Here is a 22,480-nt window from a genome sequence, read left to right as displayed (position 1 = left end):
CTGGCGCGGTTCAGCCGCAGCCCGGACAATGCGCGTTCCTTCTTCGACGCCATGGACCCGACATGAAGCCGATTTCGCTGATCCAGTTCCTGATCGAGGAACGCCGCGCCGGCCACATCAACGCCGAGCTGTCGCTGCTGATCGAGGTGGTGGCGCGCGCCTGCAAGCGCATCGGCGTGGCCACCGGCAAGGGCGCGCTGGGCGGCGTGCTGGGCAACGCCGGCACCGACAACGTGCAGGGCGAGGCGCAGAAGAAGCTGGACGTGATCTCCAACGAGATCCTGCTGGAGGCCAACGCCTGGGGCGGCCAGCTCGCCGCCTGCGCCTCGGAGGAGATGGAGGACCCGCAGCCGATCCCGGACATGTACCCGAAGGGCAACCACCTGCTGCTGTTCGACCCGCTGGACGGCAGCTCCAACATCGACGTGAACATCTCGGTGGGCACGATCTTCTCGATCCTGCGCTGCCCCGACGGCGTCACCGAGCCGAAGGCCGAGCACTTCCTGCAGCCGGGCACCGCCCAGCTCGCCGCCGGCTACGTGGTGTACGGGCCGTCCACCCTGCTGGTGCTGACCTTCGGCCACGGCAGCCACGAGTTCACCCTCGACCGCGAGGTGGGCAGCTTCGTGCTGACCCGGCGCGACATCCGCATCCCGGAGGAGACCGCCGAGTTCGCCATCAACATGTCCAACCAGCGCCACTGGGAGGCGCCGATGCAGCGCTACGTCGGCGAGCTGCTGGCCGGCAGGGACGGCCCGCGCGGCAAGGACTTCAACATGCGCTGGGTGGCCTCGATGGTGGCCGACGTGCACCGCATCCTCACCCGCGGCGGCGTGTTCTTCTACCCGCTGGACGCCAAGCTCAGGGCCAAGGGCCAGAGCGGCAAGCTGCGCCTGATGTACGAGGCCAACCCGATGGCCTTCATCGTCGAGCAGGCCGGCGGCGCGGCCAGCACCGGGCGCGAGCGCATCCTCGACCTGCAGCCCACCGCCCTGCACCAGCGCGTGCCGGTGTTCCTCGGCTCGAAGAAGGAGATCGAGCTGGCCACGCACTACCACGTCGAGGCGGACGCGGCGGTCTGAGGCGGAAGGCGCGGCGCCCGCCATCTGGGTCGCGCCACCCACGCCCGCGGCGCGCCACCCGCCGCCGCGCGGGGCTCTTGCTCGTCATTCCGGCGCCGGCCGGAATCCAGCGGCGACACGGCCCGGCCGGGCGACCGCCGCCAGTCGACCCGTTTCGCACCGCCCGATCGGCCCGCCATGCAACCGCCCGCGCGCCGCCCGGCCTGCGCCGCAGGACGACGATGCAGGCCCCTGGCCGTCCCCCGAACTTCGCATCGCCGCGGCACGCACACGGGATGCCGGCCGGCTCCCGTCTCCCGCCCACGGCCTGCCGCACCCGAGCGCCGGTACCCGGCTGAGCGAACGCCCAATGGCGCGCCCCGTTCCGCCATCGCGTCGCCCGCCGGCGGCCGTACACTCGCCCGCCAGCCGCCGGCCTGCCAGGCCGGCGGTCTTTTTTCCTCCTGACCGTCGACCGATGACGCTCCCGCGCCGCCTCCAGCCGCTCCTGCCCCTGCTCGCCAGCCTGCTGCTGTGCGCCTGCCTCGGCCATGGCAAGCCCGCGCCGCCGCCGGCGCCCGCCGTCGTGGTGCCGCCGCCGAAGGTCGGCCTGGCGCTGGGCGGCGGCGCGGCCAAGGGCTTCGCCCACATCGGCGTGATCAAGATGCTGGAGGCCAGCGGCATCCACGTCGACGTGGTCGCCGGCACCAGCGCCGGCAGCGTGGTGGGCGCGCTGTACGCCGGCGGCATGGACGCCTTCGCACTGCAGCGGGCCGCCTTCGCGCTGGACGAGACGAAGCTGCGCGACGTGCACCTGTTCGCCGGCGGCCTGGTGCAGGGCCAGGCGCTGCAGGACTACGTGGACGGGCTGCTGCAGCGCCGCCCGATCGAGCGCCTGCCGCGCCCCTTCGCCGCCGTCGCCACCGAGCTGGAGAGCGGCCGGCGCACGGTGTTCGTGCGCGGCGACGCCGGCCAGGCGGTGCGCGCCTCCTGCAGCATCCCCGGCGTGTTCGAGCCCGCCGCGATCGGCGGCCGCCACTACGTCGACGGCGGCCTGAGCAGCCCGGTGCCGGTGGACGCCGCGCGCCAGCTCGGCGCCGACTTCGTGATCGCGGTGGACATCTCCAGCAAGGCCGACGGCCGCAGCCCGCAGGACATGCTCGGCATCCTCGGCCAGTCGATCAGCATCATGGGCCAGCAGCTCGGCGCGCAGGAGATGCAGCGCGCCGACGTGGTGATCCGCCCGCGCGTGGACGGCATCGGCGCCGCCGACTTCGCGCAGAAGCACCAGGCCATCCTGGCCGGCGAGCAGGCCGCGCTGGCGGCGGTCCCGGCCATCCGCGCCAGGCTCGCCGCGCTGCAGGAGGCGCGCCAGGGCGCCGCCGACCTGGCCGCGCGCGCCGGGCGCTGAGGCCTAGAACAACTCGCCCTGCGGCGAGGGCTCGCGCGGCGGCACGAAGCGCGAGGCGTCGAGCCTGAGCTCGCGCGCGCGGCCGTAGCCGAGCCGGCGGCAGACGAGCTCGAAGCGGCGGCGCAGCAGCTCGGCGAACACGCCCTGCCCGCGCATGCGGGTGCGGAAGTCGCTGTCGTAGTCGCGGCCGCCGTTCATCTGCTGCACCAGGCTCATCACGTGCGCGGCGCGCTCGGGCGCGTGCAGCGCCAGCCATTCGCGGAACAGCCGCTTGAGCTCCCACGGCAACCGCACCACGGTGTAGCCGGCGCAGCGCGCGCCGGCCGCGTGCGCCCGTTCCAGCACCGCCTCCATGTCGTGGTCGTTGAGCGCGGGGATGATCGGCGCCACCAGCACGCCCACCGGCACGCCGGCCCCGGCCAGCGCGCCGATCGCCTTCAGCCGCCGGTGCGGCGCGCTGGCGCGCGGCTCCAGCTTCGCGGCGAGGTGGTTGTCCAGCGAGTTGACCGAGACGAACACCTGCACCAGCCGCTCGCGCGCCATCGCCGCGAGCAGGTCGAGGTCGCGCTCGACCAGCGCGTTCTTGGTGACCAGGGTGCAGGGGTGGCGGCATTCGAGCAGCACCTCCAGCGCGGCGCGGGTGAGCCGCCACTTCTTCTCGACCGGCTGGTAGGGATCGGTGTTGCTGCCGATGTTGATCGGCCTCGGCACGTAGCCGGGCCGGGCCAGCTCGGCGCGCAGCACCTCGGCGAAGTTGCCCTTGGCGCGCAGCCGGGTCTCGAAGTCCAGGCCCGGCGAGAGGTTGAGGTAGCTGTGCGAGGGCCGCGCGAAGCAGTAGATGCAGCCGTGCTCGCAGCCGCGGTACGGGTTCATCGCCTGCTCGAAGGCGATGTCGGGCGAGTCGTTGCGGGTGATCACGCTGCGCGCGCGCTCCTCCGTCACCTCGGTGCGCGGGCGCGGCGCTGCCTGGTCGAGCAGCGCGCTCTGCCAGCCGTCGTCCTCCGCCTGGTGGCGGATCGACTCGAAGCGCCCTTCCGGGTTGGACGCGGCGCCGCGGCCTTTCCAGGCGCGCGGGCCGAAGGGGTCGGCGGATGTGGCGGACATCCCGCGAGCCTAGCGCGGCGACGTCTCATCCCGTGCGACATCCGGCGCGAGCTGCTCGCGCAGCGCGCGCGCCATCGCGTCCAGCGGGTAGTTCGCCTCCAGCTGGCGGCGCATCGCCTCGAACACCGGGGCGGAGATGGTCCAGCCCAGCGGCATCGGGTAGCCGCCGCCGCACAGGCGGAAGTGCCAGAGCAGGTCGCCGCGCGCCGGCTCCCGTTCGTCCGGGTGCAGCGCGCCGAGCAGCTGGGCGCGCGCGTAGCCGCCGCGCGCGCTGCGCGTGTCGAGCAGCGCGCGCAGCGGCGCAGCGGCCTCGCCGCTCGGCCGCGACGGGGGCAGCGGCGCGGGCGCCGGGCAGTCGGCGGAATAGAACGGCATGAAGCGCGCGCGGTCGTGGCGGTCGACGAAGTCGCTGAGCTGCGGGTCGTTGCTGATGTGCAGCACGATGAAGCGCAGCCGCTGCCCGCGCTGCGCCGCGAGGCCGCGCAGCAGGCGCATCACCTCCAGCAGGGTGGTGGCGCCGGAGTTCTCGAAGTAGCCGCCGTCCACCAGCTGCAGCGTGGCCGGCACCGGGCGCGGGTCGCCGGCGGTCTCCAGCGTGCCGGCCGGGCTGATGTAGGTGAAGCGCGCGCTGTTGAGCACCGCCTCGCTCAGCGGCACGCGCGGGTCCAGCCAGGCCGCGCCGTCGTAGGCCGCCGTCCACGGCTGCCGCTGCGGCGTGGCCAGCGGCTGGAACGGGTGCTGGACGAAGCGCCGGCCCTCGGCCACGGTGGTGCTGTTGAGGAACAGCGCGGGGGCCGCGGTGTCCGGCGTGCCGTCCGCGCGCAGGTACGCCGCGGCGAACGGCTGCGCGAACGCGGCCACGCCCTGCTTGCGCGCGGCGTTCTCCCAGGCGCGGGTGAGCGCGCGGGCGCGGTCGTCGAACCAGGCGCCGGGCAGCCAGCGCTGGGTGAAGTCGACGAAGAACAGGTTGGCCAGCGCGGGCGCGAGGAAGTCGTGGCTGAGCAGCGCCTGCGCGCGGCGGTCCAGCGGCGCGCCGTCCGGCGGCGCGCGCAGCAGGCCGACGTAGGTGGCCAGGCCCAGGCTGCCGCCGGACACGCCGCTGCCGGCGAACAGGTGGCGCGCCAGCCACGGCTCGCCCGGCGCGGGCGCCAGCGCCTGCACGCGCTCGGTGAGCCGGCCCAGCACCAGCGCAGTCCAGGCCGCCGCGCGGATGCCGCCGCCCTCGGCGGACACCAGCACCACCGGGCACACCGCGCGGCCGGCGCAGCGGTCGGCCAGCCAGGCCTGCGCGTAGTCGTCGAAGCGCGGCCGCGCGTCCGGCGGCGGCGGCGCCGGATGCTGGTGCGTGCTCATCGCCGGGTACTGGCGCACGCGGTGGTTGTCGTTGAGGTGCAGCGCGTGCAGCGCCGCGGTGACCAGCAGCAGCACGCTGAGCAGCGGCCAGCCGCGGCGGTCGGCGAGCATGCACAGCAGGCCGCCGGAGAGCGCGAGGAAGGCCGCCGCCAGCAGCAGGATCGCCAGCGGGCCGCCGCCGTCGAGCAGGGTCGGCCGCCAGCCGATCAGCACCGTCACCGCCACGTTGAGCAGCAGCGCGCCGGCCAGGATGCGCCGCGGCGCGCGGCCCAGCTCGCGCAGCCGCCGCGCGCGCGGCTCCAGCGCGGGCCGCGGCGCCAGCAGCGGCGGCCGCCCGCGGTGCGCGCACCAGCGGTCGAGCAGCGGCCGGCGGCCGACGAAGAACGCGGTCAGCGCGGCGGTCTCCAGCAGCAGGCCGGCCGCGCGCAGGTCGCGCCGCAGGCAGTCGCCCACCGCGCGGCACAGGCCGTCGGGCACGCGGCGCACGGCGACCAGGTAGCCGAGCAGCACCAGCGTGGGCACCGCCGCGCCGAGCACGCGCGGCAGCCATTCGCGCAGGCCCCGCGCGCGCGGGTCCTGCAACGCGGGCCAGCGCGGGTAGACCATGCGGTAGGCGTGCCGCGCCTCGTACCACACCGCCAGGCCCGCCAGCGCGGCGCCGGCCAGCAGCCACAGGTAGCGGCCGGTGTCGGGGTCGGTCCACAGCGCGATCAGGAACAGCTCGCTCACCTGGTCCACGCCCAGCACCGCGGCCACCGCCACGGCGAGCACCAGCAGCGGCACCCGCACCGGCTTGAGGTGGTCCAGCACGATCGCCACCCAGCCGGCCAGCCGCAGCAGGCCGCGGTAGAGGCGGCGGAGCAGGGAGCGGTGGCGGCGGGCGGACGGCATGCGGCATTCCCGGGGAGGCGGCGCCGGTGGGGCGATCTTACGCGCGCCGCGCGACGGCTTTCGCTGCCGCGCGCACGCGGCGGACGTATGATGCGCGCGACGGCGCCGGGGAAGCGCCGCTGCCCGCCGACGAGGTGCTCCCGATGCGCTGGATCCTGCTCGCCGCCACCGCGCTGTCCGTGCTGCTGTGCTGCACCCGCCACAGCGGCGGCGCCATGGCGGCCTGGCTGCTGCTGGCCATCCTCGGCTCGATCGCCACCGTGTTCGCCTTCGCGCAGGCGCGCATCGACGCCAGCGCGCGCGAGGAGACGCTGTCGGACTACGACCTGGCCCGCCTGCGCGAGGGCAAGCCGACCCTGAACGACCGTTAGGCATCCGTCACGCCGGCTGCACGCGCCGCTTCGGAAGCTGCCGCCGGCCCGGTACGCCGGGCCTCGTCTTCCCAACCCCAAGGAGTACGGCGATGACGGCATCGGGTCTGATCGTCTTTCTCATCGTGGGCGCGATCGCCGGCTGGCTGGCCGGCCTGATCGTGCGCGGCTTCGGCTTCGGCCTGCTCGGCAACATCGTGGTGGGCATCGTCGGCGCCTTCCTGGCCGGCTGGCTGCTGCCGATGGCCGGCATCGTGATCGGCGGCGGCATCGTTGCGGCGATCATCAACGCGCTGATCGGCGCGATCATCCTGCTGGTGATCATCGGATTGATCCGGCGCGTCTAGCCCGTGGACGCGGACAGGAAGGGCGCGCCGCCCCGCGCGGCGCGCCCTTCGCTTTTCCCGGCGGGAAACGTCAGGCGGTGATGTCCACGTCCTTGGTCTCGCGCACGAACAGCAGGCCGACCACGAAGGTCATCAGCGCCACCGCCACCGGATACCACAGGCCGGCGTAGAAGTTGCCCGTGGCGGCGACGATGCCGAAGGCCACCGGCGGCAGGAAGCCGCCGAACCAGCCGTTGCCGATGTGGTAGGGCAGGCTCATCGAGCTGTAGCGGATGCGGGTGGGGAACATCTCCACCAGCCAGGCGGCGATCGGGCCGTAGACCATGGTCACGTAGATCACCAGCAGGGTCAGCAGCAGCAGCACCATCGGGTAGTTCACCTGCGCCGGCTCGGCCTTGGCCGGATAGCCGGCCGCGGTGAGCGCGGCGCCGACCTGCTCGCCGAAGGCCTTGCTCTGCGCGGCGAAGTCCGCCTTGGACAGGCCGCCGCCCTCGAACGAGGGGAAGTCGTGCTCGCCCACCGACACCACCGCCAGCGTGCCGGGGCCGGCCGCCACGTTCTCGTAGGGGATGCCCTTCTTGGCCAGGAAGCTCTTGGCCACGTCGCAGGAGCTGGTGAACACCTTCTTGCCGATCAGGTCGATCTGCAGGTGGCAGTTGGCCGGGTCGGCCTGCACGCGCACCGGCGCGGACGCGGCGGCCGCCTCGATCGCCGGGTTGCCGAAGTGGGTGAGCCCCTTGAAGATCGGGAAGTAGGTGAGCACCGCCAGCAGGCAGCCGGCCAGCACCACCGGCTTGCGCCCGACCTTGTCCGACAGCCAGCCGAAGAACACGAAGAACGGCGTGCCGATCAGCAGCGCGCCGGCGATCAGCAGCTGGGTCGCGGTGGCGTCGATCTTCAGCGTGGTGCCGAGGAAGTACATCGCGTAGAACTGCCCGCAGTACCACACCACCGCCTGGCCCGCGGTGGCGCCGAGCAGGGCCAGGATCACCAGCCGGAGGTTGCCCCAGCGCAGGAACGACTCGGTGAGCGGCGCCTTGGAGTGCTTGCCCTCGGCCTTCATCTGCTGGAACACCGGCGACTCGGCCAGCTGCAGGCGGATGTACACCGACACCGCCAGCAGCACCGCCGAGATCAGGAACGGCACGCGCCAGCCCCAGGTGTCGAACGCCTCGCCCAGCCACAGCTTGGTGCCCAGGATCACCAGCAGCGAGAGGAACAGGCCGAAGGTGGCGGTGATCTGGATGAAGCTGGTGTAGAGGCCGCGCTTGCCCGGCGGCGCGTGCTCGGCCACGTAGGTGGCCGCGCCGCCGTACTCGCCGCCCAGCGCCAGGCCCTGCAGCAGGCGCAGCGCGATCAGCAGCACCGGCGCGGCCACGCCGATCGCGGTGTAGTTGGGCAGCACGCCGACCAGGAAGGTGGACAGGCCCATGATCACGATGGTGATGAGGAAGGTGTACTTGCGCCCCACCAGGTCGCCCAGCCGGCCGAACACCAGCGCACCGAACGGCCGCACCGCGAAGCCGGCGGCGAAGGCCAGCAGCGCGAAGATGAAGCCGCTGGTCTCGTTGAGGCCGGTGAAGAACTGCTTGCCGATGATCGCGGCGAGCGAGCCGTACAGGTAGAAGTCGTACCACTCGAACACCGTGCCCAGGCTGGACGCCAGGATCACGCGCTTGTGGCTGGTATCGAGCGCGCCGCCGCGCGCGTCGATCGCGGTTGTCGCCATGATGGATGCCTCCCCGAGGTGATGGAGCGGTCCGCCTGACCGCCAGGCCGGCCGTGCTGGAGGCGGCCGCGTCTCCCCCGCCGACGCCTCCCCGCGCGCCGGCTCCGTGCCGGCGGTGCGCAAACCGCGCGTGGCGGCGGCGTGCCCGCGGGCGCGCCGCCGGCCGCGCGCGTCAGAACTTGTACAGGCCGCTCAGGCTCACCTGGTTGCCCTTGGTGGTCCTGCGCGTCACGCCGTCGCTGGTGGAGTCGAGCTTGTCGTACATCCACTCCAGGCCCAGCTCGTAGGCGCCCGCCGCGTACTGCAGGCTCAGGGCCGCCTGGCGGTTCTTCAGCAGGCCCGAGGCACCGTTGCCGAGCCAGTCGACCACGTCGTCCTTGTCCGGCTTGCTGATCGCGTAGAAGGCGTTGAGGCTCCAGTTCGGCGTGAAGCTGTAGCCGGCCTGCACGAAGCCGCCGGTCTCCTTGATGTCGCCGAACTGCGACAGGTCGCCGAAGATCTCGCCCAGGCCCTTGCCGGTGTAGACCAGGCCCTGCAGCAGCCACGGGCCGGGCTTCCACTTGCCGCCGACCTCGTAGCCCACGCTCTTGACCTTGTCCTTGACCGGCGTCGGCGCGCTGCCGTCCACGCCCTTCAGGTCGATCTCGCTGTAGTGCGCCACCAGGTAGGCCAGCCAGGTCTTGTCCTGCACGCGCAGGCGCGCCTCCACCTGCGGGCGGAAGCCGGCGTTGCCGCCGGTCAGCCAGTTGGTGTTGTTGGTGGCGCCGTTGGGCCCGTTCCAGGAGCCGTCGAACGCGCCCAGGTCGAGGCGCCACTTGGCGCCGTCGCTGCCGTGGTTGAGCTCCTGCATCCATACCACGCCGGGGAAGCGCCAGCCGACGAAGCCGGCGGCGAAGCCGAGCGGGAAGGCGATGTGCGCCAGCGAGACCGGCACGTTGTCCAGCGGGAACATCAGGTCCCACTGCTGGCCGATGCGCACCGTGCTGCCGGTGGTGGGGTTGGTCAGGTCCATGTAGGCCTGGCGCAGGCGCGGCGTGGGCTGCTGGCGCGAGTAGGCGCCGGTGCCGTTGAAGCCGCCGAAGAAGTCCATCTCGATGCGGCCGCCGCCGCCCCAGTCGCCGGCGAATTTGGCGCCGCTGAAGTCCAGCCAGAAGCGCGTGTTGCGCACGTCGAAGCCGGACAGCGAGCCCTTCGAGCCGGGCACCGGGTACTCGGCGTTCTGGCCGTTGCCGAAGGTGAAGCTCTTGTCCTGGCCGAACGCGCTGGCGCTGACGAAGCCGTGCAACGCCACCGACATGCCCGGCGCGGTGGTGAAGGCCGGCTTGGCCGGCTCCGCCGGCGCGGCGGCCACCCTGGTCTGCGCCGCCTCGGCGGTGGCCTGCGCGGCCTGCGCCGTCTGGCTGGCCTGCGCGGTGGCCTGCTTCTGCTCCTGGATCATCGCCTTCAGCTCGGCCAGCTCCTGCTCCAGCTGGTTCACGCGCTGCTCCAGCTGCTGCTCGCGCGTGGCATGGGCGGCCTGCTGCTTGCCGCTCGGCGCGGCGTGCGCGGCCAGCGGCAACCCCAGCGCGCAGGCGACGCTGAGCGCGAGCAGCCGGTACTTCGCCTTGTGCTTGTTCGACGTCATGGTGGCTTGCCTCTCCCCGGGCCAAGGTTCGGCCGAGCATGGTCGTGCTGCGGCGCGGAGGGCTATTCGCCGATGGTCGAGCCTCGACCAAAGTCGAAGCGCGCGGCCGCGTGCGCCCGCGCGCGCGGGGCTACACTCGGCGGACGGCGCGCGCCGGCGCGCCCTTCAACGTCACGCCCGCAGGTCCGCAGGAGGCCGTCCCATGTCCAAGCTCTACCCGGTCAAGCCCGAGTTCGCCGCCAAGGCGCGCATCACCGCGGACGACTACGCGCGGCTGTACGCCGAATCGGTGGACGACCCGGAAGGCTTCTGGGCGAGGATCGGCCGGCGGCTGGACTGGGCCAGGGCGCCCACCCGGATCAAGAACGTCTCCTTCGACGCGAAGGACCTGTACATCCGCTGGTACGAGGACGGCCTGCTCAACGTCGCGGCCAACTGCCTGGACCGCCACCTGGACCGGCGCGGCGACAAGACCGCGATCATCTTCGAGGGCGACGACCCGAACGAGTCGCGCCGCCTCAGCTACCGCGAGCTGCACGCCGAGGTGTGCAAGTTCGCCAACACGCTCAAGCACCTGGGCGTGGCCAAGGGCGACCGCGTGGCGATCTACCTGCCGATGATCCCCGAGGCCGCGGTGGCGATGCTGGCCTGCGCGCGCATCGGCGCGGTGCACTCGGTGGTGTTCGGCGGCTTCTCGCCCGACTCGCTGGCCGGGCGCATCGCCGACTCGCAGTGCAAGCTGGTGGTGACCGCCGACGAGGGCGTGCGCGGCGGCAGGAAGATCCCGCTCAAGGCCAACGTGGACACCGCGCTGGAGCGGCCCGGCACCAGCAGCGTGGAGACCGTGGTGGTGGTGCGCCGCACCGGCAGCGCGGTGCCGATGCAGTCGCCGCGCGACCGCTACTGGCACGTGCTGATGGACGGCCAGAGCGCCGACTGCCCGGCCGAGCCGATGGAGGCCGAGCACCCGCTGTTCATCCTGTACACCTCCGGCTCCACCGGCAAGCCCAAGGGCGTGCTGCACACCTCCGGCGGCTATTTGGTCTACACCAGCTACACCCACGAGTGCGTGTTCGACCTGCGCGAGGACGACGTGTACTGGTGCACCGCCGACGTCGGCTGGGTCACCGGCCACAGCTACGTGGTGTACGGCCCGCTGGCCAACGGCGCCACCACGCTGATGTTCGACGGCGTGCCGAACTACCCGGACGTGAGCCGCTTCTGGCAGGTGATCGACAAGCACCAGGTCACCCTGTTCTACACCGCGCCCACCGCGATCCGCGCGCTGATGCGCGAGGGCGAGGCGCCGGTGAGGAAGTGCTCGCGCGCCTCGCTGCGCCTGCTCGGCACGGTGGGCGAGCCGATCAACCCGGAGGCGTGGGAGTGGTACTACCGCGTGGTCGGCGACGAGCGCTGCCCGATCGTGGACACCTGGTGGCAGACCGAGACCGGCGGCATCCTGATCACCCCGCTGCCCGGCGCGATCGCCGCCAAGCCCGGCTCGGCCACGCTGCCGTTCTTCGGCGTGAAGCCGGCGGTCGTCGACACCAGCGGCGCGGTGCAGGAAGGCGCCTGCGAGGGCAACCTGGTGATCACCGACTCCTGGCCGGGCCAGATGCGCACGGTGTACGGCGACCACCAGCGCTTCATCGAGACCTACTTCAGCACCTATCCGGGCAACTACTTCACCGGCGACGGCGTGCGCCGCGACGAGGACGGCTACTACTGGATCACCGGCCGCGTGGACGACGTGATCAACGTCTCCGGCCACCGCATCGGCACCGCCGAGGTGGAGAGCGCGCTGGTGGCGCACCCGAAGGTGGCCGAGGCGGCGGTGGTCGGTTGCCCGCACGAGATCAAGGGCCAGGGCATCTACGCCTACGTCACCCTGGTGGTGGGCGAGAGCGGCAGCGAGGAGCTGCGCAAGGAGCTGGTCGCCTGGGTGCGCAAGGAGATCGGCCCGATCGCCACGCCCGACTACCTGCAATGGGCGCCGGCGCTGCCCAAGACCCGCTCGGGCAAGATCATGCGCCGCATCCTGCGCAAGATCGGCGAGAACCAGCCCGACCAGCTGGGCGACATCTCCACCCTGGCCGACCCGTCGGTGGTGAGGAGCCTGGTGGAGGAGCGGCTGATCAAGTGAGAGGCGGGGGCGAGGTATGAGGGGCGAGTAGCGAGGGCGCGACAAGCGGCCATCGCCGCCCTATCTTTGCAGGCCAGGTTTGCTGGCGGCTGATCGGGGCAGGGCGAGGGACGGTAGCGAGGGCGCGACAACCGGCGGCCGCCGCCCTACCTTTGCAAGCCGGATGATCCAGGCTTGCGCCCTCGCTACTCGCCCCTCATCCCTCGCCATGCACCTCCCGCTTCTCGCCTCCCACTTCCCACTCCTCGCCCCATGCCCGACGTCCTGATCGCCGACGACCACCCGCTGTTCCGCGACGCGCTGCAGCGTGCCGTGCTGCAGGCGCTGCCGGACGCGCGCGTGCGCTGCGCCGACAGCGTGCACGCGCTGCTCGGCCTGGTCGAGCAGTACCCGGACGCCGAGCTGCTGCTGCTGGACCTGCACATGCCCGGCGCGCGCGGCTACTCGGCGCTGGCGCACATCCGCGGGCAGTACCCGGGCCTGCCGGTCATCGTGGTGTCCGGCCACGAGGAGGCGCCGGTGGCGCGCCGCGCGCTCGCCCACGGCGCCGCCGCCTACATCCCCAAGTCCACCGCCGGCGAGGACATCGTCGCGGCGATCCGCGCCGTGCTCGACGGCGACGTCTGGCTGCCGCCGCAGCTGCTCGACGGCGCCGCGGAGCTGAGGCCCGACGAGGCCGAGGTGGCCGCGCGCGTCGCCGCGCTCACCCCGCAGCAGTTCCGCGTGCTGACCATGATCGCGGAAGGCCTGCTCAACAAGCAGATCGCCTACGAGCTGGGCGTCTCCGAGGCCACGGTGAAGGCGCACATGACCGCGATCATGCGCAAGCTCGGCGTCAACAACCGCACCCAGGTGGCGCTGGCCGCCAGCCAGCTGGCGATCGAGCAGAGCGCGCTGCCGCCGCTGCCGGAGGATGACGAGGGCTGAAGCGCGGTTTGCCTGGCCTCCCCTCTTGCCAGGCCGGCACGCATCCCTCGCCGTCATTCCGGCGAAAGCCGGAATGACGGCAAAAATCCGGACTGCCGTGCAGACCCGGCCGAGGACGGCTCCCATCGGAGCGGAAACCCCGTTCAGGCCTCGCCCGCCACCTTCTCGCCCTGCCGCCGCAGCAACGAGGTCAGCAGCGCGCGCAGCGCCGCCGGGCGCACCGGCTTGTGCAGCAGCGGATAGCCCAGCGCGCGGGCGCGCTGCTTCAGCTCGCTGCTGCCGTCGGCGGTGATCATCGCCACCGGCGGCAGCGCGCCGAGCTGCACGCGCAACCGCTCCAGCGCCTGCAACCCGTCCAGGTCGTCGGCCAGGTGGTAGTCGGCCAGGATCAGGTCGACCGGGCCGCGCGCCAGTTCCGCGCGCATCTGCGCCAGGTCCTGCGCCACGCGGCACTCCACGCCCCAGCGGCGCAGCAGCGCCTGCATGCCGTCGAGGATCGCCGCGTCGTTGTCCAGGCACAGCACGCTCAGCGGCAGCTGCTCGTTGCCACCGCCGCCGCCGACCCGCAGGCGCGGCCGGCGCACCGGCGCGGCCGCGCTGCGCGGCACGGTGATCGAGAAGCCGCTGCCGTGGCCCACGCGCGAGTGCAGGTCGAGCCGGTGGCCGAGCATGCCGGCGATGCGGTCGCAGATCGACAGGCCCAGCCCCAGGCCCTTCTCGCCCCACGGCGAGGGCCGGTCCAGCCGCTGGAACTCGTCGAAGATGCGCTCGCGCTGCTCCGGCGCGATGCCCGGCCCGGTGTCCCACACCTCGATGCGCACCTCCTCGCCCGCGCGGCGCGCGCCCAGCAGCACGCCGCCCGCGCGGGTGTAGCGCAGCGCGTTGGAGAGGAAGTTCTGCAGCACCCGGCGCAGCAGCTGCGGGTCGCTGCGCACCGCCAGCCGCGTCGGCACCACGCGCAGGCGCAGGCCGCGCTGTGCCGCCACCACCGCGAACTGCGCCTGCAGCGACTCGAACAGGTCGGCCAGCGCCACGCTGCTCGGCTCCGGCTGGTAGCGGCCGGCATCCAGCCGCGAGACGTCGAGCAGCGCGTCGAGCAGGTCCTCGGCGGCGCGGAAGGAGGCGTCGATGCGCTCGGCCAGCTGCGCCGCCTCGGCGTCGAGGCCCGGATGCTGGCGCAGCGCCGAGGTGAACAGCCGCGCCGCGTTGAGCGGCTGCAGCAGGTCGTGGCTGGCGGCGGCGAGGAAGCGCGACTTGGACACGTTGGCCGCCTCCGCCTCGCGCCGCGCCGCGGCGGTGGCGATCAGCGCCTCGGACAGCTCGGCGGTGCGCTGCTCCACGCGCTGCTCCAGCGTCTCGTTGGCCTCGATCAGCGCCTGCTCGGCGTGCTTGTAGGCGGTGACGTCGGAATAGGTGGTGACGTAGCCGCCGCCCGGCAGCGCGCGGCCGCGCATCTCGATCACCGTGCCGTCCGGGCGGATGCGCTGGAACAGGTGCGGCGAGCCGGCGCGCATGTGGCGGATGCGCTTGGCGATGTGCTCCTCCACCTCGCCGGGGCCGCACTCGCCGTGCTCGGCGTTCCAGCGGATCAGCTCGGCCACCGGCACGCCCACGTAGACCATGCCGTCGGGATAGTCGAACAGCTCCAGGTAGCGGTGGTTCCACGCCACCAGGCGCATCTCGGCGTCCACCACGCTGATGCCCTGCGAGACGTTCTCCAGCGTGCTGGACAGCAGCTCGCGGTTGAAGCGCAGCTCCTGCGAGGCCTCGTCCATCAGCGCCATCGCCTCGGCGATGTCCAGGCCCGAGCCGGACAGCGCGCCCATCAGGATGCGTCGCGCGCTGGCCGCGCCCACCGCGCCGGCGAGCAGGCGCTCGGTGGCCTGGATCAGCGCGCGGTCGGCCGACTCGTGCGGCTGCAGCGGCTTGCCGCGGCGCGCGCCGTAGTCGTCGAAGGCGCGCCGCGCGCTGCGCTCGCCGACGATGCGCTCGGCGATGGTGCGCAGGTCCGCCACCGCCACGCGGCCGCGCCAGTCGCCGCTGCCGGCGCCGCCGGCGGGGAACGGCGCGACGAACATCGCCGCGTGCAGCCGCTCCTCCAGCGTGGGCCGCACCCGCAGCGAGACGAACACCAGGCAGGCGACGTTGGCCAGCAGCGACCAGAAGGTGCCGTGCATCACCGGGTCCCAGCCGGACAGGCGGAACAGCGCCTGCGGGCGCAGCCAGTCGATGCCCCACGGCCCCTGCGCCAGCCACGCGCCGGGGCCGCTCACCGCGGGCAGCAGCAGGGTGTAGAACCACACCGCGAAGCCGGCGACCAGCCCCAGCGCCACGCCGCGGCTGCTGGCGCCGCGCCAGTACAGCGCGGCGACGATCGCCGGCGCGAACTGCACCACCGCGGCGAAGGCGAGCAGGCCGGTGGCCGCCAGGTTCTGCGCGTCGGCGGCCACGCGGTAGTAGGCGTAGGCCATCAGCGCGAGCAGCACGATCGCCACCCGGCGCACGCGCAGCACCAGCTGCGAGAGGTCGCTGCGCTGCTCCAGCTTCAGCGCGCGGATGCGCAGCAGCGCCGGCATCACCAGGTCGTTGCTGATCATCGTGGCCAGCGCCACCGCCGCCACCACCACCATGCCGGTGGCGGCGGAGAAGCCGCCGATGAAGGCCAGCACCGCCATGCCGCGGTCGCCGAGGGCCAGCGGCAGATTGAGCAGCCAGGCGTCGGCGGCGCCGTTGCGCACCGCCGGCAGGTGCATGCCGGCCGCCACGATCGGCGGCACCGCCAGGCAGACCACCGCCATGTACAGCGGGAAGCCCCAGCGCGCGCGCGTGAGGTCGTGCGGGTCCTCGCACTCGACCACGGCGATCTGGAACTGCCGCGGCAGGCAGAACATCGCGCAGAACGCCAGCAGCGTCTGCGCCAGGAAGCCCGGCGCGCCGCCGGCGGCGACCTGCGCGACGGACCACTGCGCGGTGGCCGCCAGGCCCGGCCCCTTCCACAGCGCGTAGCCGGCCAGCGCGACGAAGGCGAGCAGCTTGATCAGCGACTCCAGCGCGATCGCCAGCACCATGCCGTGGTGGTGCTCGGTGGCGTCGATGCTGCGCGTGCCGAACAGGATGGCGAACACCGCCAGCAGCAGCGCGCACCACAGCGCGCTGTCCGCGGCCGGCGAGCGCGGCGCGGCCAGGCTGCCGTCGAGCACGCCGAAGGACATCGCCACCGCCTTGAACTGCAGCGCGATGTACGGCACCACCGCGGTCACCGCGATCACCGCCACCAGCGCGGCCAGGCCGTGCGACTTGCCGAAGCGCGCGCCGATGAAGTCGGCGATCGAGGTGATGTTGCGCTGCCCGGCCACGTTCACCAGCCGGCGCAGCAGGCCGAAGCCGAACACGAACAGCAGCACCGGCCCCAGGTAGATCGGCAGGTAGCCGATGCCGGCGCGCGCCGCCGTGCCCACCGCGCCGTAGAAGGTCCAGGACGAGCAGTACACCGCCAGCGCCAGGCTGTAGATCACCGGGCGCAGGCGCGGCTGGCGCGGATACAGCGGGCGGCGGTCGCCGGCGTAGGCCACCAGGAACAGCAGGCCCACGTAGAGCAGCGAGACGAGCAGCAGCAGCCAGCCGGCGACCAAGCGTTTCTCCGTAGCGTGCGAGGTGGACGGCGGAAGCGGCGCGCGGCTTGTACGCAGCCCGGCGTGCCCGGCACCATGCGCGGATGGAATCCGCCGAAACTCGGACGATCTCGAAAGTAGCAGAGCGCCTGGGCGCTGACGAGGTGCACGTGTGGCGGCTCCGCTACGACCGCGCGCAGGGGCGCGCGCCGCTGCGCGCGGTGCTGGCCGCCTACCTCGGCGTTCCCCCGGCGCGGGTCGAGCTGGCCGCCGGCCCGCACGGGCGGCCCGTGCTGGCGGCGGGCCTGGACGACGCGCTCGGCTTCAACTGGTCGCACAGCGGCGCGCAGGCATTCCTCGCCGTCGCGCGCGGGCTCGCGCCGGGGATCGACCTCGAGCGCGTGCGCCCGCGGCCGCACGCACTGGAGATCGCCCGGCGCTATTTCGCGCCGGCCGAGGCCGACTGGCTGGCGGCGCTGCCCGACGCCGCGCGCGACGCCGCCTTCCTGCGCCTGTGGACGGCCAAGGAGGCGGTGCTCAAGGCGCTCGGGCGCGGCCTTGCCTTCGGTTTGCACCGGCTGGAGATCGGCCTCGACGACGGGACGCCGCGCCTGCGCCGGCTGGAAAGCCAGCGTCCGGCCGACTGGCAGCTGCACGCCGTGCCGGCGGACGACGGCCACGTCGCCGCCCTCGCCTGGCACGGCGGACCGCGCCGCATCGTGCTCCGGCCACTTGCCGGGCCCTGAGCTTCGCGGCACTGTGACGGGCCCGGCCGGCGATTCCGGCCGCGCCACGAGCCCGCACCGATGACCCTGCTCAGCGTCAACCTCAACAAGATCGCCGTGCTGCGCAACTCGCGCGGCGGCAGCGAACCGGACCTGCTGCGCGCCGCGCAGACCTGCATCGAGGCCGGCTGCGGCGGCATCACCGTGCACCCGCGGCCGGATCTGCGGCACATCCGCCCCGACGACGTGCGCGCGCTGGCGGCGCTGCTGCGCGGCCGGGTCGAGTACAACATCGAGGGCAACCCCTTCGCGCCGCCGCGCGACGCCTACCCCGGCCTGCTCGCGCTGTGCCGCGAGGTGCGTCCCACCCAGGTCACCCTGGTGCCCGACGGCGACGCCCAGCTCACCTCCGACCACGGCTTCGACCTCGCGCGCGACGCCGAACGCCTGCGCCCGCTGGTGGCCGAGCTGCGCTCGTACGGCTGCCGGGTCAGCCTGTTCGTCGATCCGGGCGCGCCGGATCTTGCGCCGGCGGCGGCGATCGGCGCGCAGCGCGTGGAGATCTACACCGGCCCCTACGCCGAGGCCTTCGCCCGCGGCGACGTGCGCGCGGCGCTGGCCGACTGCGTGGAGACCGCGCGCCGCGCCCAGCAGGCGGGGCTCGCGGTGAACGCCGGGCACGACCTCAGCCAGGCCAACCTGGGCACCTTGCGCGCGGCCATCCCCGGCCTCGCCGAGGTCTCGATCGGCCACGCGCTGATCGGCGAGGCGCTGTACGAGGGCTTGGCCACCACCGTGCGCAACTACCTGCAGATCCTGCGCTGAGCGCCTGTCCAAGGTCTTCCGGAGAAGGTCGCCGGGATGGCCGGCGGAATGAAGCACGGGCTGGTGTGGAGGTAGCGTTCTGCGTTGGCGGGCCCGCGCCGGGTTGATCGCGGCCGGAGGCCGCTCCCACAGCGGGCCTCGCAAGCCTGGTGGGAGCGGCCTCCGGCCGCGATGTCCGGATCATCGCCCCGCTCGCGCCATGCCGCACCGTCGAGGACCGGCATCCACCTTCCTCCGTTCTTCCCTGAGCCCACGTGGCGCATGGCCGTCTGCATGCCCAGCCGTCTGGACGTCCATATGGCTTGCTCATTCTCCTGCGCTCACGCCGGGCAAGGCGGACGGGCCCGGCCCGGATCGCAGCCCGCATTGGCGCGTTCCGGCGCCCGCCCGGAGCGCGGAACGGCGGCCCGCCGTCGATTCCCCGCCACGATCCGCGCCCGTCGCACGGGCAAAAGAAAACCCCCGCGCGAGGCGGGGGTTCCAGGTAGCGTCGTTGCGGCGGCCCGCGGGCCGCTTATTCGCCTTCGTTGAAGCCGATCTTGGTCAAACCGTAGCTCTTCGCATCGGCGAGCACGCGCGCCACCGATTCGTAGGCCACGCCGTCGGCCGCGCTGATCTGCACCTCCGGCTGCTTGCTGGTGTCGGTCTGGCCGCCGATCACCGCCAGCTGCGCCTTCAGGCCCAGCTCGTCGATCGGCGTGTCGTTCCAGTACAGGGCACCGGACTGGTCGATCTTCAGGCGGACCGGCTCAGGCGGGTTCTCGGGCTGGACGATGTTGGGGTTTGGCTGCGGCAGGTCGATCTTCACCTTGTGGGTGAGCATCGGCGCCGTGATCATGAAGATGATCAGCAGCACCAGCATCACGTCGACCAGCGGCGTGACGTTGATGTCCGCCATCGGCCCCTTGCCGCTTCCACTACTGAATGCCATGGGTCGTCACTCCTTGCCGGTCGTCATGAAACCGACATGGACCATGCCGGCGGCCTTGGCGTCGCCCAGCACCTTGCCGATGTTCTTCCACTCCAGGCCCTTGTCCGCGCGGATCTGCAGCTCCGGCTGCGGCGACTTGGCCGCCGCCACCGCGAACTGCGCCTTCAGCTCGGCCTCGGTGACCGGAAGGTCGTTGAGGTACATGCTGCCATCGTCCTTGATGGCCAGGTCCATCGGCTCGACCGGCCCGGTGTCGACGGTCTTCGGATTCGCGGTAGGCAGAGCGACCGTGATCCGGTGCGACATCAGCGGCGCGGTGATCATGAAGATGATCAGCAGCACCAACATCACGTCGACCAGCGGCGTGACGTTGATCTCCGACATTGCGCCGCTGGAGTCCCCTCCAGTGCTCATTGCCATGGGTCAGATCCTCACTTGCTCTCGACGCGGGCGCCGGTGGCAAAGAAGTCGTGCAGGTCGTGCGCGAATTCGTCGAACTGGGCGTAGGTCACGCGGTTGGCGCGGTTGAAGGCGTTGTACGCCAGCACCGCCGGGATCGCGGTGAACAGACCGAACGCGGTCATGATCAGCGCCTCGCCCACCGGGCCGGCCACGGCCTCCATCGAGGCGTTGCCCGAGGCGGAGATCTTGATCAGCGCGTGGTAGATGCCCCACACGGTACCGAGCAGACCGATGAACGGCGCGGAGGAGCCGACCGTGGCGAGCAGGGTCAGGCCGCCCTCCAGGCGCAGGCTCTCGCGGGCCACCGCCTGGCGCAGCGCGCGGTCGATGAACTCCGAGCGGCTCAGCGATTCGGCCAAGCGGCCGCCGCCCTGCGAGGCCTGCTGGTGGTGGGCCACCGCCGAGGCGGCGTCCAGCGCGATCTTCGAGAACGGCTCGCCCTTGGGCTGGGCTTCCAGCTCGCGGATCGCGTCCTGGGTGGAGGTGGTGCTCCAGAAGCCCTGGATCACCTTGTCGGCGCGCGAACGCACCATCGCGTTGCGGATCGCGTTGGCGATGATGAAGTACCACGAGGAGAACGACATCACGACCAGCGTGATGAACACGATCCAGCCGAGCGGGTCGAAGTTGTGGATCAGATGGTCGAAGCCCATCTGCTTCATGGCTTCGGCGTTGGTGGTACCGCCAGCTGCGGCCGGCGCGGAGGTGTCTTGGAAGAACATAACGCTACCTTTGGTAAGTCAGGCCTGAACTTTAACTGTAACCGGGGTCACAGCTGGTTGAGATTGAAGTTGACGGGTACGCGCGCATACCCCTCGACCTTCTGTCCGTTGCGAATCGTCGGGTTGAAGCGCCAGCGCTGCGCGGTCTCGACCGCTGCGCGGTCGAGCTCGCGGTAGCCACTGGACTGGTCCACCTTGATGTCCTTGGGCATGCCGTCGACGCCCACCAGGATCAGCAGCACCACCGTGCCTTCGTGCCGCTGGCGGATCGCCTGGGGCGGGTACTTGGGCGTGATGCGGCTGTTATAGCTGAGGTCCGAACTGGCAGCTATATCGGCGGGCGGTGCAGGCGGCGCGGGCGGCGCCGGCGGCGGCGCCGGGATGGCGTTGGTCGACGCCTCCTCCACGGCCGGCGGCGGCGCCGGCGGCGGCGGGGTCGGCGGCGGCTGCACCTGCTTGATGATCTGCGGCGGCGGCTGCTTCGGCGGTTCCGGCGGCGGCGGCGGCGGCGGCGGCGGCGGCGGCGGCGGTTCGATGAAGTTCACCTGGACGATGCGCTCCTGCTTCTTCGCCTCGGACTTGGGCGGCGCCATCGGCGCCACCAGCATCAGGAACGCGAAAGCATGCAGTGCGATGGCCACGGCCAACGCCCAAGTGCGCCTCCAATTGAACGGCACGGAGCCGGTTTCTTCGTTACTTGAGGCCATCTGTCACTTTCTGGAGCTAGTCAATCGGAATGACGTGGTCGCAGCATGCAACGGCAAATGCACGGATGAGGTGACATTTGCCACTGGACACATGCGGGAATGGGGTTCCCAACGGTACAACAGCCCATGGCATTTGTATAGCATCTGTACAGCAACCAAATGGACGTCCATCTGGTCGCTGTCACCGCCCGTCGGGAAGCGTCGCTTCCTTACTTCGCGCCCGCCTGCTTCAGCCAGGCGTTGGCCTTGGCGGCGGTGTCCGGGTCCTGCGCGGCCTGCTTCATCGCGGCGATCGCGCCGGGCTTGTTCTTCAGCCCGCGCTCGGCCTCGGCCAGCAGCATGTAGGCGCGGCCCTTGTGCTCGACGCCCTTGCCGATGCCCTGCTGGATCAGGCCCTTGGCCTCGCTGTACTTGTTCTCGGTGAGCAGCAGCTGGCCCGCGCGCAGCGCCGGCTCGCCGTCCTTCGCCAGCGGGATGGCCTTCCTGTAGGCGTCGATCGCCTTGGCCGGCTGCTCGGCGATGTAGGCGGCGTCGCCCAGCAGCTTGTAGTTGTCGGCGTTGCCCTGCACCACGCCCTTGCCGAAGCCGTCCTCGAGCACGGCGACCGCCTTGGCCGCGTTCGGCTTCGGATCGGAGCCGTCCTGGCCGCTGACCAGGTAGAGCTTGGCCAGGTTGACGTACTGCTTCTCGTCCTTGAAGGCGCCGGCGGCGCGCGACTTCTCCATCAGCTCGATCGCCTGCGGGTACTTCTGCGACTGCATCAGCACGGCGACGGCGTTGTTGAGCGCGGTGGCGTCGTTGGGGTTGGCGGCCAGCTGCTGCTGGGCGAGCTGCGCGGCCTGGTCGCTCTGGCCGGACTCGGCGTAGCTGGCCATCAGGATCTGGTTCCACGAATCCTGCGGCTTGTCGGTGAGCGACTGCGCCTTCTTGATCGCGGCGATCGCCTCGGGGTACTTCTGCAGGCGGTAGTCGATGTTGCCTTCCAGCGCGTAGGACTCGGCGGTCTCCTTGCGGCCCTCGGCGCGCCACTTGGTCAGGGTGTCCAGCGCCTGCTGGTACTGCTCGTCGGCGACGTAGAACTGCGCCAGCTCGTACTCGAGCTGGAAGTAGGTGTCGTTCGGCAGCACGCCGTTGTCCAGCGCCTGCTTCATGGTGGCGATGGCGCCCTTGAGGTCGCCGTCGTTGTACTTGAGGTTGGCCAGCCCCTGCAGCGCCAGCGCCTGGGCGTACTTGCTCTTGCTGCCGTCGATGATCGCCTGCAGCTTCGGCTCCGCCTTGGCCTTGTCGCCCTCGTTGACCGCGTCGAGCGCGTCGTTGAGCGCCTTCTGGTCCTTCTCGCTGGTCAGGTCGAGCTTGGGCTCGGTGCGGGTGGCGTTGGGGTACAGCGCCTCCTTCTTCTCCTTGTCCGCATGCCGCTCGCGCGCGACCGCGGGAGTGCTCGCGATCGACAGCGCCACCACGGCGCCGGCCAGCATCTTGATGAGGGGGAGGTGCTTCATGGCGGTCCTCTGGTCGGATGTCACGCACGATTCGTGC

18 protein-coding genes are annotated in these 22,480 nt (G+C 72.1%); 8 read left to right on the top strand and 10 right to left on the bottom strand.

From position 1 onward, the window contains the following. The first annotated feature begins 62 nt into the window (after positions 1-62). Together C7456_RS03590 and C7456_RS03585 are read left to right on the top strand one after the other, a co-directional pair. Positions 63-1,082 (top strand): class 1 fructose-bisphosphatase, encoded by a 1,020-nt coding sequence (locus tag C7456_RS03590; protein ID WP_109722384.1) that lies wholly within the window; start codon positions 63-65, stop codon positions 1,080-1,082. Between the two features lie 457 nt (positions 1,083-1,539). Beyond that, on the top strand, positions 1,540-2,472 hold the full coding sequence (locus tag C7456_RS03585) for a patatin-like phospholipase family protein (protein WP_109722383.1): 933 nt from the start codon (positions 1,540-1,542) through the stop codon (positions 2,470-2,472). A gap of 3 nt (positions 2,473-2,475) precedes the next feature. On the opposite strand, the gene C7456_RS03580 is transcribed toward C7456_RS03585, so the two are convergent. Both C7456_RS03580 and C7456_RS03575 read right to left on the bottom strand, forming a co-directional pair. Then, the gene (locus C7456_RS03580) at positions 2,476-3,576 is read right to left on the bottom strand and encodes a PA0069 family radical SAM protein (RefSeq protein WP_109722382.1); all 1,101 of its coding nucleotides are present in this window, start codon (positions 3,574-3,576) and stop codon (positions 2,476-2,478) included. 9 nt (positions 3,577-3,585) lie between these two features. After that, positions 3,586-5,820, bottom strand: coding sequence for a hypothetical protein (locus tag C7456_RS03575; RefSeq protein ID WP_109722381.1), 2,235 nt, complete (start codon positions 5,818-5,820; stop codon positions 3,586-3,588). 143 nt (positions 5,821-5,963) lie between these two features. Here C7456_RS03575 and C7456_RS03570 point away from each other — a divergent pair, with 143 nt between their 5' ends. Then, complete coding sequence (locus C7456_RS03570; RefSeq protein ID WP_109722469.1) at positions 5,964-6,191, top strand: hypothetical protein; 228 nt, start codon at positions 5,964-5,966, stop codon at positions 6,189-6,191. Positions 6,192-6,283: 92 nt separating this feature from the next. Continuing rightward, positions 6,284-6,538 carry a GlsB/YeaQ/YmgE family stress response membrane protein gene (locus tag C7456_RS03565; RefSeq protein WP_109722380.1) on the top strand — a complete coding sequence of 85 codons (255 nt, stop codon included), beginning with the start codon at positions 6,284-6,286 and terminating at the stop codon, positions 6,536-6,538. Positions 6,539-6,608: 70 nt separating this feature from the next. On the opposite strand, the gene C7456_RS03560 is transcribed toward C7456_RS03565, so the two are convergent. Continuing rightward, positions 6,609-8,267, bottom strand: coding sequence for an MFS transporter (locus C7456_RS03560; RefSeq protein ID WP_109722379.1), 1,659 nt, complete (start codon positions 8,265-8,267; stop codon positions 6,609-6,611). A 172-nt stretch (positions 8,268-8,439) separates the two neighbouring features. Then, positions 8,440-9,891: a hypothetical protein gene (locus tag C7456_RS03555; protein ID WP_109722378.1), complete on the bottom strand. Its 1,452-nt coding sequence runs from the start codon at positions 9,889-9,891 to the stop codon at positions 8,440-8,442. A 202-nt stretch (positions 9,892-10,093) separates the two neighbouring features. On the opposite strand from C7456_RS03555, the gene acs reads away from it, so the two are divergent. Both acs and C7456_RS03545 read left to right on the top strand, forming a co-directional pair. Beyond that, on the top strand, positions 10,094-12,034 hold the full coding sequence (gene acs, locus C7456_RS03550) for an acetate--CoA ligase (protein WP_109722377.1): 1,941 nt from the start codon (positions 10,094-10,096) through the stop codon (positions 12,032-12,034). Between the two features lie 252 nt (positions 12,035-12,286). After that, positions 12,287-12,961 (top strand): response regulator transcription factor, encoded by a 675-nt coding sequence (locus tag C7456_RS03545; RefSeq protein ID WP_109722376.1) that lies wholly within the window; start codon positions 12,287-12,289, stop codon positions 12,959-12,961. Positions 12,962-13,104: 143 nt separating this feature from the next. Here the strand turns inward: C7456_RS03545 and C7456_RS03540 are convergent, their stop codons facing one another. After that, positions 13,105-16,593, bottom strand: coding sequence for a hybrid sensor histidine kinase/response regulator (locus C7456_RS03540; RefSeq protein WP_211306221.1), 3,489 nt, complete (start codon positions 16,591-16,593; stop codon positions 13,105-13,107). 83 nt (positions 16,594-16,676) lie between these two features. On the opposite strand from C7456_RS03540, the gene C7456_RS03535 reads away from it, so the two are divergent. Next, entirely contained in the window at positions 16,677-17,318 is a 642-nt protein-coding gene (locus tag C7456_RS03535) for a 4'-phosphopantetheinyl transferase family protein (protein ID WP_109722375.1), read from the top strand. A 60-nt stretch (positions 17,319-17,378) separates the two neighbouring features. Next, on the top strand, positions 17,379-18,122 hold the full coding sequence (locus C7456_RS03530) for a pyridoxine 5'-phosphate synthase (protein ID WP_109722374.1): 744 nt from the start codon (positions 17,379-17,381) through the stop codon (positions 18,120-18,122). A gap of 514 nt (positions 18,123-18,636) precedes the next feature. On the opposite strand, the gene C7456_RS03525 is transcribed toward C7456_RS03530, so the two are convergent. The 5 genes from C7456_RS03525 to C7456_RS03505 all read right to left on the bottom strand — a co-directional run bounded on the left by C7456_RS03525 (position 18,637) and on the right by C7456_RS03505 (position 22,443). After that, on the bottom strand, positions 18,637-19,053 hold the full coding sequence (locus tag C7456_RS03525; protein WP_109722373.1) for an ExbD/TolR family protein: 417 nt from the start codon (positions 19,051-19,053) through the stop codon (positions 18,637-18,639). A 6-nt stretch (positions 19,054-19,059) separates the two neighbouring features. Next, positions 19,060-19,473 (bottom strand): ExbD/TolR family protein, encoded by a 414-nt coding sequence (locus tag C7456_RS03520; protein ID WP_109722372.1) that lies wholly within the window; start codon positions 19,471-19,473, stop codon positions 19,060-19,062. A gap of 11 nt (positions 19,474-19,484) precedes the next feature. Then, the gene (locus tag C7456_RS03515; protein WP_109722371.1) at positions 19,485-20,237 is read right to left on the bottom strand and encodes a MotA/TolQ/ExbB proton channel family protein; all 753 of its coding nucleotides are present in this window, start codon (positions 20,235-20,237) and stop codon (positions 19,485-19,487) included. A gap of 47 nt (positions 20,238-20,284) precedes the next feature. Beyond that, a complete protein-coding gene (locus C7456_RS03510) occupies positions 20,285-20,878 on the bottom strand; it encodes an energy transducer TonB (RefSeq protein ID WP_425454612.1) in 594 nt (197 codons plus the stop codon). A gap of 275 nt (positions 20,879-21,153) precedes the next feature. After that, positions 21,154-22,443 (bottom strand): tetratricopeptide repeat protein, encoded by a 1,290-nt coding sequence (locus C7456_RS03505; RefSeq protein ID WP_211306220.1) that lies wholly within the window; start codon positions 22,441-22,443, stop codon positions 21,154-21,156. Positions 22,444-22,480: the final 37 nt, after the last annotated feature.

Origin of the sequence: Fulvimonas soli (genome assembly GCF_003148905.1) — a bacterium.
GTDB classification, from domain to species: domain Bacteria; phylum Pseudomonadota; class Gammaproteobacteria; order Xanthomonadales; family Rhodanobacteraceae; genus Fulvimonas; species Fulvimonas soli.
Note: the sequence above shows the minus strand (reverse complement) of the source record. Positions and strands in the feature narration are given on the sequence as shown.

Coding starts and splice junctions, on each gene's coding strand:
- C7456_RS03515 (WP_109722371.1), bottom strand. CDS start 20,237: ATGTTCTTCCAAGACACCTCCGCGCCGGCCGCAGCTGGCGGTACCACC.
- C7456_RS03545 (WP_109722376.1), top strand. CDS start 12,287: ATGCCCGACGTCCTGATCGCCGACGACCACCCGCTGTTCCGCGACGCG.
- C7456_RS03525 (WP_109722373.1), bottom strand. CDS start 19,053: ATGGCATTCAGTAGTGGAAGCGGCAAGGGGCCGATGGCGGACATCAAC.
- C7456_RS03575 (WP_109722381.1), bottom strand. CDS start 5,820: ATGCCGTCCGCCCGCCGCCACCGCTCCCTGCTCCGCCGCCTCTACCGC.
- C7456_RS03555 (WP_109722378.1), bottom strand. CDS start 9,891: ATGACGTCGAACAAGCACAAGGCGAAGTACCGGCTGCTCGCGCTCAGC.
- C7456_RS03520 (WP_109722372.1), bottom strand. CDS start 19,473: ATGGCAATGAGCACTGGAGGGGACTCCAGCGGCGCAATGTCGGAGATC.
- C7456_RS03580 (WP_109722382.1), bottom strand. CDS start 3,576: ATGTCCGCCACATCCGCCGACCCCTTCGGCCCGCGCGCCTGGAAAGGC.
- acs (WP_109722377.1), top strand. CDS start 10,094: ATGTCCAAGCTCTACCCGGTCAAGCCCGAGTTCGCCGCCAAGGCGCGC.
- C7456_RS03565 (WP_109722380.1), top strand. CDS start 6,284: ATGACGGCATCGGGTCTGATCGTCTTTCTCATCGTGGGCGCGATCGCC.
- C7456_RS03585 (WP_109722383.1), top strand. CDS start 1,540: ATGACGCTCCCGCGCCGCCTCCAGCCGCTCCTGCCCCTGCTCGCCAGC.
- C7456_RS03570 (WP_109722469.1), top strand. CDS start 5,964: ATGCGCTGGATCCTGCTCGCCGCCACCGCGCTGTCCGTGCTGCTGTGC.
- C7456_RS03505 (WP_211306220.1), bottom strand. CDS start 22,443: ATGAAGCACCTCCCCCTCATCAAGATGCTGGCCGGCGCCGTGGTGGCG.
- C7456_RS03560 (WP_109722379.1), bottom strand. CDS start 8,267: ATGGCGACAACCGCGATCGACGCGCGCGGCGGCGCGCTCGATACCAGC.
- C7456_RS03530 (WP_109722374.1), top strand. CDS start 17,379: ATGACCCTGCTCAGCGTCAACCTCAACAAGATCGCCGTGCTGCGCAAC.
- C7456_RS03535 (WP_109722375.1), top strand. CDS start 16,677: ATGGAATCCGCCGAAACTCGGACGATCTCGAAAGTAGCAGAGCGCCTG.
- C7456_RS03590 (WP_109722384.1), top strand. CDS start 63: ATGAAGCCGATTTCGCTGATCCAGTTCCTGATCGAGGAACGCCGCGCC.